The sequence below is a fragment of the Kitasatospora sp. NPDC087861 genome, assembly GCF_044742585.1.
GTDB lineage: Bacteria > Actinomycetota > Actinomycetes > Streptomycetales > Streptomycetaceae > Kitasatospora.
This window is the reverse complement of sequence record NZ_JBIUUS010000003.1, coordinates 192,035-205,237: the sequence shown is the minus strand read 5'-3', so window position 1 is coordinate 205,237 and position 13,203 is coordinate 192,035. Positions and strand designations below refer to the sequence as shown.

General features: G+C 72.7%; 8 protein-coding genes. 4 read left to right on the top strand and 4 right to left on the bottom strand.

Features of this window, described 5'->3' with window-relative positions; translation table 11 throughout:
* Window positions 1–8: 8 nt before the first annotated feature.
* The 3 genes from ACIOJE_RS05940 to ACIOJE_RS05930 all read right to left on the bottom strand — a co-directional run bounded on the left by ACIOJE_RS05940 (window position 9) and on the right by ACIOJE_RS05930 (window position 6,078).
* Window positions 9–3,779, bottom strand: a complete 3,771-nt coding sequence (locus ACIOJE_RS05940; protein WP_400773617.1) for a multifunctional oxoglutarate decarboxylase/oxoglutarate dehydrogenase thiamine pyrophosphate-binding subunit/dihydrolipoyllysine-residue succinyltransferase subunit — start codon at window positions 3,777–3,779, stop codon at window positions 9–11.
* Between the two features lie 337 nt (window positions 3,780–4,116).
* Window positions 4,117–5,247 (bottom strand): HAMP domain-containing sensor histidine kinase, encoded by a 1,131-nt coding sequence (locus ACIOJE_RS05935; RefSeq protein WP_280676120.1) that lies wholly within the window; start codon window positions 5,245–5,247, stop codon window positions 4,117–4,119.
* A gap of 93 nt (window positions 5,248–5,340) precedes the next feature.
* Window positions 5,341–6,078: a response regulator transcription factor gene (locus tag ACIOJE_RS05930; protein ID WP_280676118.1), complete on the bottom strand. Its 738-nt coding sequence runs from the start codon at window positions 6,076–6,078 to the stop codon at window positions 5,341–5,343.
* 562 nt (window positions 6,079–6,640) lie between these two features.
* Between ACIOJE_RS05930 and ACIOJE_RS05925 the strand changes: the two genes are divergently transcribed.
* The 4 genes from ACIOJE_RS05925 to ACIOJE_RS05910 all read left to right on the top strand — a co-directional run bounded on the left by ACIOJE_RS05925 (window position 6,641) and on the right by ACIOJE_RS05910 (window position 11,964).
* Window positions 6,641–7,426 carry a rhomboid-like protein gene (locus ACIOJE_RS05925; protein ID WP_280676116.1) on the top strand — a complete coding sequence of 262 codons (786 nt, stop codon included), beginning with the start codon at window positions 6,641–6,643 and terminating at the stop codon, window positions 7,424–7,426.
* 146 nt (window positions 7,427–7,572) lie between these two features.
* Window positions 7,573–9,969 (top strand): endopeptidase La, encoded by a 2,397-nt coding sequence (gene lon, locus ACIOJE_RS05920; RefSeq protein WP_400773614.1) that lies wholly within the window; start codon window positions 7,573–7,575, stop codon window positions 9,967–9,969.
* 147 nt (window positions 9,970–10,116) lie between these two features.
* Complete coding sequence (locus tag ACIOJE_RS05915; protein WP_400773612.1) at window positions 10,117–10,695, top strand: GtrA family protein; 579 nt, start codon at window positions 10,117–10,119, stop codon at window positions 10,693–10,695.
* Between the two features lie 45 nt (window positions 10,696–10,740).
* Window positions 10,741–11,964, top strand: a complete 1,224-nt coding sequence (locus ACIOJE_RS05910) for an ROK family transcriptional regulator (protein WP_280676110.1) — start codon at window positions 10,741–10,743, stop codon at window positions 11,962–11,964.
* Window positions 11,965–12,073: 109 nt separating this feature from the next.
* Here the strand turns inward: ACIOJE_RS05910 and ACIOJE_RS05905 are convergent, their stop codons facing one another.
* Window positions 12,074–13,111 (bottom strand): ABC transporter permease, encoded by a 1,038-nt coding sequence (locus ACIOJE_RS05905; RefSeq protein WP_400773610.1) that lies wholly within the window; start codon window positions 13,109–13,111, stop codon window positions 12,074–12,076.
* Window positions 13,112–13,203: the final 92 nt, after the last annotated feature.

Below are 13,203 nucleotides of genomic sequence, written 5' to 3'. Positions count from 1 at the left end.
GTACGGCCTCAGAGCGAGTAGACCTCTTCGATCAGCGCCTGCTGCTCGGCGGCGTGCCGCTTGGCCGAGCCGACCGCCGGGGACGAGGCCGCCCCGCGGGCGACGCGGCGCAGCCGCGAGCCGTTGGCGCTGCGGCCGATGACGACCTGCAGGTGGTCGACCAGGTTCATCGCGATGAACGGCCAGGCGCCCTGGTTGGCCGGCTCCTCCTGCGCCCAGACGAACTGGACGTTCTCGCCGTAGCGGGCCAGCTCCTCCTGGAGCTCGGCCACCGGCAGCGGGTAGAGCCGCTCGACCCGGACGATCGCGGTGTCGGTGACGCCGCGCTCGGTGCGGGCCGCCGCCAGGTCGTAGTAGAACTTGCCGGCGGTGATGACGACCTTGCGCACCTGCGCCGGGTCGACGGTGTTGTCGCCGATGACCGGGCGGAACGAGCCGGACAGGAACTCCTCGGTCGCACTCGCCGCGGCCTTGAGACGCAGCATCGACTTCGGGGTGAAGACGACCAGCGGCTTGTGGTGCGGGCTGTGCGCCTGCCAGCGCAGCAGGTGGAAGTAGTTCGACGGCAGGGTCGGCATGGCGACCGTCATGTTGTTCTGCGCGCACAGCTGCAGGAAGCGCTCCGGGCGGGCGGACGAGTGGTCCGGGCCCTGGCCCTCGTAGCCGTGCGGCAGCAGCAGGGTGACGCCCGAGTGCTGGCCCCACTTCTGCTCGGCGGAGGCGATGTACTCGTCCACCACGGTCTGCGCGCCGTTGACGAAGTCGCCGAACTGCGCCTCCCACATGACCAGCGAGTTCGGGCGGGTCAGCGAGTAGCCGTACTCGAAGCCCATCGCCGCGTACTCCGACAGCAGGCTGTCGTAGACGGTGTAGCGGGCCTGGTCCTCGGTGAGGTACTGCAGCGGGGTGTAGTCCTCGCCGGTGTTGCGGTCGATCAGGACGGCGTGCCGCTGGCCGAAGGTGCCGCGGCGGCTGTCCTGGCCGGCCAGGCGGACCGGGTGGCCCTCCATGAGCAGCGAGCCGATGGCGAGGGTCTCGCCCGTCGCCCAGTCGATGGTGTTGTCCTCGACCGAGGCGGCGCGGCGCTGCAGCTGCGGCAGCAGGCGCGGGTGGACGGTGAGCCAGTCCGGCAGGTTGACCTGGGAGGCGGCGATCCGCTTGACCATCTCCTGGGAGATGCCGGTCTGGATGTTGACCGGGAAGTCGGCGACCGGCTTGCCGGCGGGGGCCACGGCCGGGGTCTGGGCGGCGTCGCGGACCTCGGCGAAGACCTTCTCCAGCTGGCCCTGGAAGTCCTGGAGCGCCTGCTCCGCCTCTTCCATGGTGATGTCGCCGCGACCGATCAGGCCCTCGGTGTACAGCTTGCGCACCGAGCGCTTCTTGTCGATCAGGTCGTACATCAGCGGCTGGGTGAACGACGGGTTGTCGGCCTCGTTGTGACCGCGGCGGCGGTAGCAGATGAGGTCGATCACGACGTCCTTGTGGAACGCCTGACGGAACTCGAAGGCGAGCCGCGCGACGCGGACCACGGCCTCCGGGTCGTCGCCGTTCACGTGGAAGATCGGGGCCTCGATCATGCGGGCCACGTCGGTGCAGTACATCGAGGAGCGCGAGGACGCCGGGGCCGCGGTGAAGCCGACCTGGTTGTTGACCACCAGGTGGATCGTGCCGCCGGTGCGGTAGCCGCGCAGCTGCGACATGTTCAGGGTCTCCGCGACGACGCCCTGGCCGGCGAAGGCCGCGTCGCCGTGGATCTGGATCGGCAGCACCGGGAAGGTGGTGCCGCCCTGGTCCAGGATGTCCTGCTTGGCGCGGGCGATGCCCTCGACGACCGGGTCGACCGTCTCCAGGTGGGAGGGGTTCGCGGCGAGCGAGACCTTGATGGTCTCGCCGTCCAGGCCGGTGAAGGTGCCCTCGGAGCCGAGGTGGTACTTCACGTCGCCGGAGCCGTGCATCGACTTCGGGTCGAGGTTGCCCTCGAACTCGCCGAAGATCTTGCCGTACGGCTTGCCGACGATGTTGGCCAGCACGTTGAGGCGGCCGCGGTGGGCCATGCCGATCACGGCCTCGTCGAGGCGGTGCTCGGCGGCGGCGTCGATGGTGGCGTCCAGCAGCGGGATGAGCGACTCGCCGCCCTCCAGCGAGAAGCGCTTCTGCCCGACGTACTTGGTCTGCAGGAAGGTCTCGAAGGCCTCGGCCGAGTTCAGCCGGCGCAGGATGCGCAGCTGCTCCTCGCGCTCCGGCTTGGAGTACGGCTTCTCCAGGCGCTCCTGCAGCCACCTGCGCTGCTTCGGGTCCTGGATGTGCATGTACTCGACGCCGACGGTGCGGCAGTAGGTGTTGCGCAGCAGGCCGAGGATGTCGCGGAGCTTCATCATCTTCTGGCCGCCGAAGCCGCCGACCGCGAACTCGCGCTCCAGGTCCCACAGGGTGAGGCCGTGGGTGGTGACGTCCAGGTCGGGGTGCTTGCGCTGCTTGTACTCCAGCGGGTCGGTGTCGGCCATCAGGTGGCCGCGCACGCGGTACGCGTGGATGAGCTCCATGACGCGGGCGGTCTTGTTGACCTCGTCGTCGTGGGTGGTGGCGACGTCGGTGGCCCAGCGGACCGGCTCGTACGGGATCCGCAGCGACTCGAAGATCTCGTCGTAGAAACCGCTCTCGCCGAGCAGCAGGCGGTGGATCTCGCGCAGGAACTCGCCGGACGCCGCGCCCTGGATGACGCGGTGGTCGTAGGTCGAGGTCAGCGTCATGATCTTGGAGACGCCCAGGCGGGACAGGGTCTCCGGGGCGGAGCCCTGGAACTCGGCCGGGTACTCCATGGCGCCGACGCCGACGATGGTGCCCTGGTTCTGCATCAGGCGCGGCACGGAGTGCACGGTGCCGATGCCGCCGGGGTTGGTCAGCGAGACCGTGACGCCGGTGAAGTCGTCCATGGTCAGCTTGTTGGCGCGGGCCCGGCGGACGATGTCCTCGTAGGCCTGCCAGAAGCCGAAGAAGTCGAGCGTCTCGGCCTTCTTGATGGCCGCGACGACGAGCTGGCGGTCGCCGTTCGGCTTGACCAGGTCGATGGCCAGGCCGAGGTTGACGTGCTCGGGCTTGACCAGGAAGGCCTTGCCGTCCTCCACCTTGTAGCTGTAGTTCATCCCCGGGGAGGCCTTGATGGCCTGGACCAGGGCGTAGCCGATCAGGTGGGTGAAGGAGACCTTGCCGCCGCGGGCGCGCTGCAGGTGGTTGTTGATGACGATGCGGTTGTCGATCAACAGCTTCGCGGGCACCGCGCGGACCGAGGTCGCGGTCGGTACCTCCAGCGAGGCGTCCATGTTCGTGGCGACGGCCTTCGCCGGGCCGCGCAGCTGGACCAGCTCGGGGCCGGCGGTCGCGGCCGGAGCGGCAGCGGCGGCCGGGGCGGCGGCCTTGGGGGCCGGGGGCGCGGCGGGAGCTGCGGCGAGCGGCGCGGGGGCCGGCGCCGGAGCGGCCGGTGCGGCGGGCGCGGGCGCGGCCGGAGCAGCAGCGGCGGGCGCGGGCGCGGCCGGAGCAGCAGCGGCGGGCGCGGGGGCAGCGGCAGGGGTCGGCGTGGGGCCGGCCTGGGTCGCGGCCTGGGTCACTGGAGTCACCTCGGTACCGGGCTTGTAGTCGGCGAAAAAGTCCCACCAGGCTCGGTCGACCGAGTTCGGGTCCTGGAGGTACTGCTGGTAGATCTCATCGACGAGCCACTCATTGGGGCCGAAGCCAGTGGAGCTTGCCGAGCTATTGGGGGTTTCAGGGGACTGTGGCGACACGGCGGCAACCGCCCTCTTCCGCTTCCTTTTGGGATGTTTGGACAGCGGGGATTAAGGCTACGCCCCTGACCAGTGATCGCGCAGTCCCCGGGGGTCCGGCGTCGCCCAGATCACAGTCCTGACCTGCAGATTGGCTGGAAACGTACGTTAGAAAGCCGTATCTGAGGGGAACTGATCGCGCCCGATCGCGTGACAAACCGGGATGAAAACGGACAAAGACCCGGCCGGATCGTCGAATGATCTTCGTATACGTCTGTGTCGGTTCTGTGACACAGCCCTCCCCGCATGCGGTTGGACGATCCGACCGGGGGGAGGGTCCGGCCCGGCCGTCCACGGCTCAGCGCTGCCCCGGCAGCCGGACCTCGATCCGGCAGCCGCGGGGCGACTCGGCGACCGCGATCCGGCCGCCGTGCAGGTCCACCGCCCAGCGGGCGATGGCCAGGCCGAGGCCGGTGCCGCCGTCCGAGCCGGGCCCCTGGGCGGTCGCGGTGCCGCTGCGGCTGAACCGCTCGAACACCCGGCCGCGGTCCGCCGGCGGGATGCCCGGGCCCTCGTCCTCGACCTCCAGCAGCAGGCCGCCGGGCCCGCCGTCGGGCCGCGCGCGGACCGTCACGGTGCCGTCGGGAGGGGAGTGCTTGCAGGCGTTGTCGACCAGGTTGGCGACCACCTGGTGGAGCCGTTCCGGGTCCGCCACCCCGGTCAGGCCGGTCGGGCTGACCTCCAGGGCCAGCCGGACGTCGCCGCGCCGGGAGAACGCCCCGCCGGCCGTCGCGCCGTCCACGGTGACCCCGCGCAGCACGCCGTCCAGGAACTCGCGCACCTCGAAGGGGCGGGCGTCCAGGTCGACCACGCCGTCGTCGATCTTGGAGAGGTCCAACAGGTGGGTGACCAGGCGGCCGAGCCGCTCGGTCTGCTCCAGCGCGGCCCCCAGGGTCGCCGGGTTGGGCTGGACGACGCCGTCCACCACGTTCTCCAGGACGGCGCGCAGTGCGGCGATGGGTGTGCGCAGCTCGTGCGAGACGTTGGCGACCAGCTCGCGGCGGTGCCGGTCGGCGGCCCCCAGGTCGGCGGCCATCTGGTTGAAGGCGGCCGCCAGCTCGCCGATCTCGTCGCGCGAGTTCACCTCGACCCGGCGGCTGTAGTCGCCGGAGGCCATCGCGCGGGCGGCGGCCGTCATCTCGCGCAGCGGGGCGGTCAGCCCGTGTGCGAGGAACTGCATGAAGAGCAGCGAGGCGATCATGGAGAAGACCATGATGATCCGGATCTGGGTCTCGGACCGGATCGCCACGACCACCATGCCGGTGGCCAGGAAGACGGAGACGATCACCAGCAGGGCGAGTTTGCCCTTAATCGAGCGGACCGGGTCGAGCGGCCGGATGTCGGCCCAGACCCGGCGGGCGGCGCGGGCGGCCAGCGTCTGCGACCGCGTGCCGCCGGTGTCCCCGTTGCGTTGCTGTGGAAAGGTCATCGGTCCCCTGTGATCCCCGCGTACGTCCCTCGCGTGGTGTGCGCGGCGGTTCGGGACACGGGCCCCCCGGAGGCCCGTCGCCCGAGGCGCGCGCTACGAGAGCGGAGCCTCCAGCGCGTACCCGACACCGTGGACGGTACGGATCCAGCTCGCCCCGATCTTGCGGCGCAGCGCCTTGACGTGGCTGTCCACGGTGCGGGTGCCGGACGCGTCCGTCCAGTCCCAGACCTCGGCCAGCAGCTGCTCGCGGGTTAGCACGGCGCGCGGTTGGGCGGCCAGGCAGGCGAGCAGGTCGAACTCGGTGGGCGTCAGGTGGACGTCGCCCGAGGCGAGCCGGACCCGGCGCTGCACGTGGTCGATCTCCAGCTCGCCGAAGCGCAGCGAGCCGAGCGCGGGCGTACGGGCCGCCTGCTGGGCGCGCTCGACGCGGCGCAGCAGCACGTTGACCCGGGCGGCCAGTTCGCGCATCGAGAACGGTTTGGTCATGTAGTCGTCCGCGCCCACGCCGAGGCCGACCAACAGGTCCGTCTCGTCGTCGCGCGCGGTCAGCATCAGCACCGGCACCGGGCGCTGGGCCTGGATCCGGCGGCACACCTCAAGGCCGTCGAAGCCGGGCAGCATGATGTCGAGGACCACCAGGTCCGGCTGCCAGGTGTGGAAGCCGTCGACCGCGCCCGGCCCGTCGTGGGCCACGGCGACCTTGAAGCCCTCCGCGCCCAACCGGGCCGCGATCGACTCCGCGATCGTCGGCTCGTCCTCCACCACCAGCACTCTGCGTTGGCTGCTCACCGTGCCGCCGCTGTTGTTGTTGTCCTGCTGAAGTTCTGTCACGGTCACGCCACCGCCCCCAGGGCTGCGGGCCGGCCACCTGTGGGGATGGCGGGGCTCCGCTCGTAGTCTTGTTCCGTCGTGGACTGTGCCGGGTCCGCCGTCCCGTCGCGCGCCCGGGTCGGTGGGCGGATTGTCGGCCGCCCACTTCTCCCGCGCACTTCGCAGCGTACGGACAGTGGATGCTTCCCGGCAGGTGGACCGGACATTTCCGGCCCGTGGACCGGCCGTCGGGCCGCCCGCGGACCCACTGCACGAGTGGGCACGGGCCGATACCTTACCCGGCGATTTTTCCCTGCGTAACGGTACGTATGCAGTCGAGTTGACGCCAAGTTGCCGGTCAGAGCCCCTGTCGGCGGGTTGATCGGAAGAAGGTCTGGACCAATAGCGGGAATCCGGCCGACCGGTTTCCCGATGGTCTTCACCGGCTTTTCTCAGGTGCCTCTCAGAACCTCGACGTAACGTGGTCACGACAACGCCCCGCCGGGTGGGATCCGCGGCGCGCGCCGGTACGTTGGGCACCTGGGTGAGGGGCCGGTGGCTGCGGGCGTGGAGCGGAGGCGGCATGGCTGGGGTGCGGCGAGGCGCCGGACACGTCGGGGCGCCGTCGGCGGGCCCGCCGTACGGGATGCTGCGCCACGGCCTGCGCACCGGCGTCGTCGAATGGCTGCTGGCGCGGGTGCCGACCCCCCGGCGCAACCCCTTCACCCTCGGCTATCTCGCGGTGGTGGGTGCCACCACGACTTTTGCCAAACTCGCCGATCCGGAACTCGTGCAGCGGCTGCAGGAGGCCTCCAGTTCCGACGGTCACAACCTCCTGCAGCATCCGCTGCGCGCGCTGCTGCTCAGCGGTTTCTGGGTGGCCGGCGAGGTGTGGATGCCGTACCTGTGGGGATTCGCCGTCACCCTCGCGCCGCTGGAGCGCCGGATCGGCTCGGCCCGGGCGGCGGCGGTCTTCGCGATCGGACACGTCACGGCCACCCTGCTGTCCCAGGGCGTGGTGATCGTCGCGGTGGAGACCGGACGGCTGGAGACCCGGGCGCTGGACTACCTGGACATCGGCGTCAGCTACGGCGTGCTCGCCTGCCTGGGCGCGGTGGCCGGACTGCTCCCCCGGCGCGGCCGGCTGGTGGCGCTCGGCGGCGCCGGGCTGCTGATCGCCGAGCAGATCCTCACCGATCGGGACGTGGTCACCGCCGTCGGGCACCCGGCCGCGGTGCTCACCGGGGTGGCGCTGTGGCGCTGGCTGCGCCGGACCCAGGCGCGTCGGCCGCGGCCGCGTCGTACCGGGGTGGAGGCCGCGGGCTCCGCGCCCGCACCGGGTGGCGCCCCGGTCCTGGACGCGCGCTGACCCCTTCGGGTGCTTTCCCCGGACGCTTTTGACGGCGCCGCCTGCCGCTCCCTCCCGTTCGCTCACGGCGAACAAGCCCGCGGGAACATCCGGCGGGCGCCAGGCCTTAGTCAGGTCGACTCAACTTCACTGACTGGGGAGAGATCATGGCATCGACGTCCACACCGCTCACCCTGCCCGTGCTGCCGCTCGACGACGAGGTCGTCCTGCCGGGCATGGTCGTTCCGCTGGACCTGAAGGACACCGAGGTGCGGGCCGCGGTCGAGGCCGCCCGCGCGGCGGCCACCGGCGCCGGCAAGCCGCAGGTCCTGCTGGTCCCGCGGGTGGACGGCTCGTACGCGGCGGTCGGCACCCTGGCCACCGTCGAGCAGGTCGGCCGACTGGCCGATGGGGAGCCGGCGGCGCTGGTGCGCGCCGTGCGCCGGGTCCGGATCGGGGTCGGCACCACCGGCCCCGGCGCCGCCCTGTGGGTGGAGACCACGCCGTTCCGGGAGTCCTCGGTGGACACCCCGGTGGCCGGCCGGGCCGCCGAGCTGGTCAAGGAGTACAAGGCGCTGTCCACCCAGTGGCTGCGCCGGCGCGGCGCCTGGCAGATCGTCGACCGGGTGGCCCAGATCGAGGGCGTCGGTGAGCTCGCCGACAACATCGGCTACGCGGCCTTCGTCACCGCCGAGCAGAAGCTCAAGGTGCTGCTGGAGGCCGACCAGGTCGCCCGCCTGGAGTACGCGCTGACCCTGCTGCGCGACCACCTCGCCGAGGAGGAGGTCAACGACACCATCCGCAAGGACGTCGAGGAGGGTGTGGCCAAGCAGCAGAAGGAGTTCCTGCTCCGCCGCCAGCTGGAGGCCGTCCGCAAGGAGCTGGCCGAGCTGAACGGCGACCCGGCCGACGAGGAGGGCGACTACCGCGCCCGGGTCGAGGCCGCGGAGCTGCCCGAGAAGGTCCGGGAGGCGGCGCTCAAGGAGGTCGACAAGCTGGAGCGGTCCTCCGACCAGTCGCCCGAGGGCTCCTGGATCCGCACCTGGCTGGACACCGTCCTGGAGCTGCCCTGGAACGAGCGCACCGAGGACGCGTACGACATCGCCGGCGCCCGCGCGGTGCTGGACGCCGACCACGCGGGCCTGGCGGACGTGAAGGACCGCATCGTCGAGTACCTCGCGGTGCGCAAGCGCCGGGCCGACCAGGGGCTCGGGCTGGTCGGCGGCCGCCGCGGGGGAGCGGTGCTGGCGCTGGTCGGCCCGCCCGGCGTCGGCAAGACCTCGCTCGGCGAGTCGGTGGCCCGCGCCATGGGCCGCGGCTTCGTCCGGGTCGCGCTCGGCGGCGTGCGGGACGAGGCCGAGATCCGCGGCCACCGGCGCACCTACGTCGGCGCGCAGCCCGGCCGGCTGGTGCGGGCGATCAAGGAGGCCGGCTCGATGAACCCGGTCGTCCTGCTCGACGAGATCGACAAGGTCGGCTCGGACTACCGGGGAGACCCGGCCGCCGCACTGCTGGAGGTGCTGGATCCGGCGCAGAACCACACCTTCCGGGACCACTACCTGGAGGTCGAGCTCGACCTCTCCGACGTCGTCTTCCTCGCCACCGCCAACGTGCTGGAGGCCATCCCCGAGCCGCTGCTCGACCGGATGGAGCTGGTCCGCCTCGACGGCTACACCGAGGACGAGAAGGTCGTCATCGCCCGCGACCACCTCCTCCCGCGCCAGCGGGAGAAGGCCGGGCTGGGCGGCGAGCAGGTCAGCGTCGACGAGGCGGCGCTGCGCCGGCTGGCCGGGGAGTACACCCGGGAGGCCGGAGTGCGGAACCTGGAGCGCTCGATCGCCCGGGTGCTGCGCAGGATCGCCGCCCAGGCCGAGCTCGGCGAGCGCGAACTGCCCGTCGCGATCGGCCCGGACGACCTGCGTGCCCTGATCGGGCGGCCCCACCACGTGCCGGAGGCCGCCCAGGAGCCGGCCGAGCGGCGCACCGCCGTCCCCGGCGTGGCCACCGGCCTCGCGGTCACCGGCGCCGGCGGCGACGTCCTCTACATCGAGGCCTCGCTCGCCGACGCCGAGACCGGCGGCACCGGACTCACCCTCACCGGGCAGTTGGGCGACGTGATGAAGGAGTCCGCGCACATCGCGCTCTCCTACCTGCGTTCGCGCGGCGCCGAACTGGAGCTGCCGGTCACCTCGCTGCGCGACCGCGGCGTGCACCTGCACGTCCCGGCCGGGGCCGTCCCCAAGGACGGGCCGAGCGCCGGCATCACCATGACCACGGCGCTGGCCTCGCTGCTGTCCGGCCGCCGGGTGCGCACCGACGTGGCGATGACGGGCGAGGTGTCGCTGACCGGGCGGGTACTGCCGATCGGCGGGGTGAAGCAGAAGCTGCTCGCCGCCGACCGGGCCGGTGTCACCACGGTGATCATCCCCAAGCGCAACGAGGCCGACCTGGACGACGTCCCGGCCGAGGTGCTGGAGCGGCTCACCGTCCACCCGGTGGCGGACGTGCGCGAGGTGCTGACGCTGGCCCTGGAGCCGGCTGAGGTCCTGGTCGCGGCGGCCTGACGGGCGCGCAAGGGGCCCTCCTGGCGGATCGACCGCCGGGCGGGCCCCTGCCCGTGCGCTCCACGGCCCCCCTCGAACGAGCGGGCGGGTTCACCCGCGCAGCGACGGTGACGGGAGGGACGGCGGCACGCGTGCGAGACTGCGAAGATGCCGTCCCCCACGCAGCGTGCCCTGGCCCGGGTGCCGGCCCGGCTGTGCCCGTTCCTGCTCCGGCACCGCAGACTGGTGAAGTTCCTGCTGGTCGGCGCGCTCTGCTTCACCCTCACCCTGGTGATCGACTTCGAGCTGAAGTTCACCGTGCTGGCGCACAAGCCGGTGGCCGCGCTGACCGTCGCCACCGTGATCGGGACGGGGGTCTCCTACGTGCTGAACCGGCGGTGGTCCTTCCGGGCCGCCGGCCGCCACCGGGAGGCGCTGCTGTTCTCCCTGGTCAGCGTGGTGGCGATCGCGGTGAACGACCTGCCGCTGGTGGTCTCCCGCTACGTCCTGGACCTGCGCGAGCCGTACGTCGGCCCGTTCGCCCAGGAGGCCGCGGACTTCCTCAGCGGGATGGTCGTCGGCACCTTCGTCGCCATGCTGTTCCGCTTCTGGGCGATGCAGCGCTGGGTCTTCACCTGCCCCGCCGAGCGCCCCCGCACCGTACCGCCCGCCGGGCCCGCCCTGGTGAGGACGCCGTCCCCGGAACCCGGTTACGCTGCACCCGAGATGCCACCGGACATGCCTTAGTACCAGCGGCGTGAGAGAGCGGCGCGAGCGAAGCGAGGTGGGCGCATGAACGTGATGCGTGAGCCGGACGGCCTCCGGCGCGGGCCCGCCAGCCAGCAGGGGATGCGCCGGGCCAACCTGGCCCTGGTGCTCGGGGTGATCGCGCGGGCCCCGCGCTCGCGGGCCGAGGTGGCCGCCGAGACCGGGCTGACCAGGGCCGCCGTCTCCTCGCTCGCCGAGCAGCTGATCGCCGACGCCCTGGTCGTCGAGGAGGGCCCGGCCGCGCCCAGCGGCAAGGTCGGCCGCCCCGGCACCGCGCTCGGGCTCAACCCGCTCGGGCCCGGCGGCCTCGGCGCCGAGATCGGCGTGGAGCACCTCGGCGCCTGCGTGGTCGACCTGCGCGGTGAGGTCCGGGCCTGGCTCCGCCGGGAGGTCAGCAACCGGGGCCGGCAGCCCGCCGCCGTCATGGCCGACCTCGCCGAACTGCTGCGCTCGGCCGTCGCCGAGTCGGGTCTGCGCCCGGCCGGGCTGACCCTGGCCGTCCCCGGACTGGTCGGCACCTCCGGCGGAGTGCTCCAGCGGGCGGCCAACCTGGGCTGGCAGGACGTCCCGCTGGCGGCCGAACTGCGCCCGGCCCTGCGCGCGGCCGGTGCGGCCGACCTGGCCGAGCTGCCGGTGGAGGCGGACAACGAGGCCAACCTGGGTGGCCTGGCCGAGCGGTGGCTGGACGACGGGCCGGAGGACTTCCTGTACGTCTCGGCGGAGGCCGGTGTCGGCGCGGCGATCGTCGTCGGCGGGCGGCTGTTGCGCGGGGCGCGCGGCTACGCGGGGGAGTTCGGCCATGTGCCGGTTCACCCGGACGGGCCCCGCTGCGCCTGCGGCGCGCACGGCTGCCTGGAGCAGTACGCGGGGGAGGCGGTGCTGCGGGCGGCCGGGTCGGCGAACGTGCGGGGCGACTGGGTGACGCTGCTCGCCGAGCGCGCCGAGGCCGGGGACGAACCGGCGCGGGCGGCCTTGGCCGGGGCCGGATCGGCGCTGGGCACCGCGGCCGCCGGGGCGGTCAACCTGCTGGACCCGGCCGAGGTGGTGCTGGGCGGCGGCTACGCGCGGCTGGCGCCCTGGCTGCTGCCGGCGATGCGGGCCGAGCTGGCCGCCCGGGTGACGGTACGGCCCTGGTCGGACGAGCGGCTGACGGTGTCCCGGCTCGGCCGGCGCGGACCGCTGCTGGGTGCCGCGGTGGGCGTGGTGCGCGCCGTCGTCGCCGACCCGGGCCGGCTGGCCGGCGGCTGAGCACCGACGGCGGACGTCCTCCGGCCGGAGCGGCCGGAGCGGCCGGAGCCGCCGGAACGCGACCGCGCCCCGGCCGAGGGCCGGGGCGCGGTCGTCCGGACCGGGAGGCTCAGGCCTCCTTGACCAGCTCGCGGCCGCCGGAGCGGGGTCCGCGCAGGACGGCCAGGAAGGTGACGGCGACGCCGGCCACCGCCCAGACCACCAGTACCACGATCGGCATCGCCAGGTTGGTGGAGCCGAAGTAGGCGATCGACCGGGCGGCGCTGGTGCCGGCGCCGTTCGGGATCACGGAGCCGATCGCCCGCCAGAAGGCCGGCATCATCGGCGGCGGGTAGACCCCGCCCGCGCTCGGGTTGCCCAGCACCACGAAGATCAGCACCGCGATGCCGATGCCGACGATGTCGAACAGGCACTGCAGGGCCATGGTGAACGCGCCGACCGTGAACACCACCAGGGCGCCGACCGCGGACAGGCCCGGGATCGAGCCGGGCAGCGCGTCCAGGACCGGCCCGGCGATCACCGTGCCGCCGATGCCGGCCGCGATCGAGTACAGGGCCAGCACGCCGAGCCGGATCACCGCGCGGTGGGCGTTGGCGGGCTTGGAGCCGGCGCTGATGCCGAGGATCGATGCGACCAGGTAGCCGCCGACGCACCAGCCGATCACCAGGTAGAAGGCGGAGAGGCCGTTGGTGTCGCCCTTGGCGAGCGGCACGACGTCCTCGACCTTGACCGTGCGGCCCTGGGTCTGCTCCACCGCGGTGGTGATGGTCTCGGCGGCCTTGGCGGCGGACGGGCCGCGGGCGCCGCCGACCAGCAGGGTGTCCTGGTTGCCGGCCGGGTTCACGACCAGCGCGGCGTAGATCTTCTGGTCCTTGATCTGCTGGGTGGCGGTCTCGGCGTCCGGCGCGGTGACGGCCTTGACGGCGTCGTTCGGCGCCGAGTCCAGCGCCTGGACCAGCTTGGGGGCGACCTGCGGCGGGGCGACCACCGCGATCGACAGGTTGTGCGGGGTCGGGTGGTGCAGCGCCCCGACGTACGAGGTGATGAAGCCGAGTTGGAGCAGCAGTACGGCGACCACCAGCAGCGCCGCGCGCGGCGTGACCGCTCCCTTGAGTTCGGCGATGAAACCCTGCCCCGGGGCGGCCATCCACATCTCCTTGTGTATAGGGGGAAAGCGGATACTTCATACCATGAACTAGTTGTCTTGTCTCACCTCGCGCGCCGGGTCCGGGCCCGTGC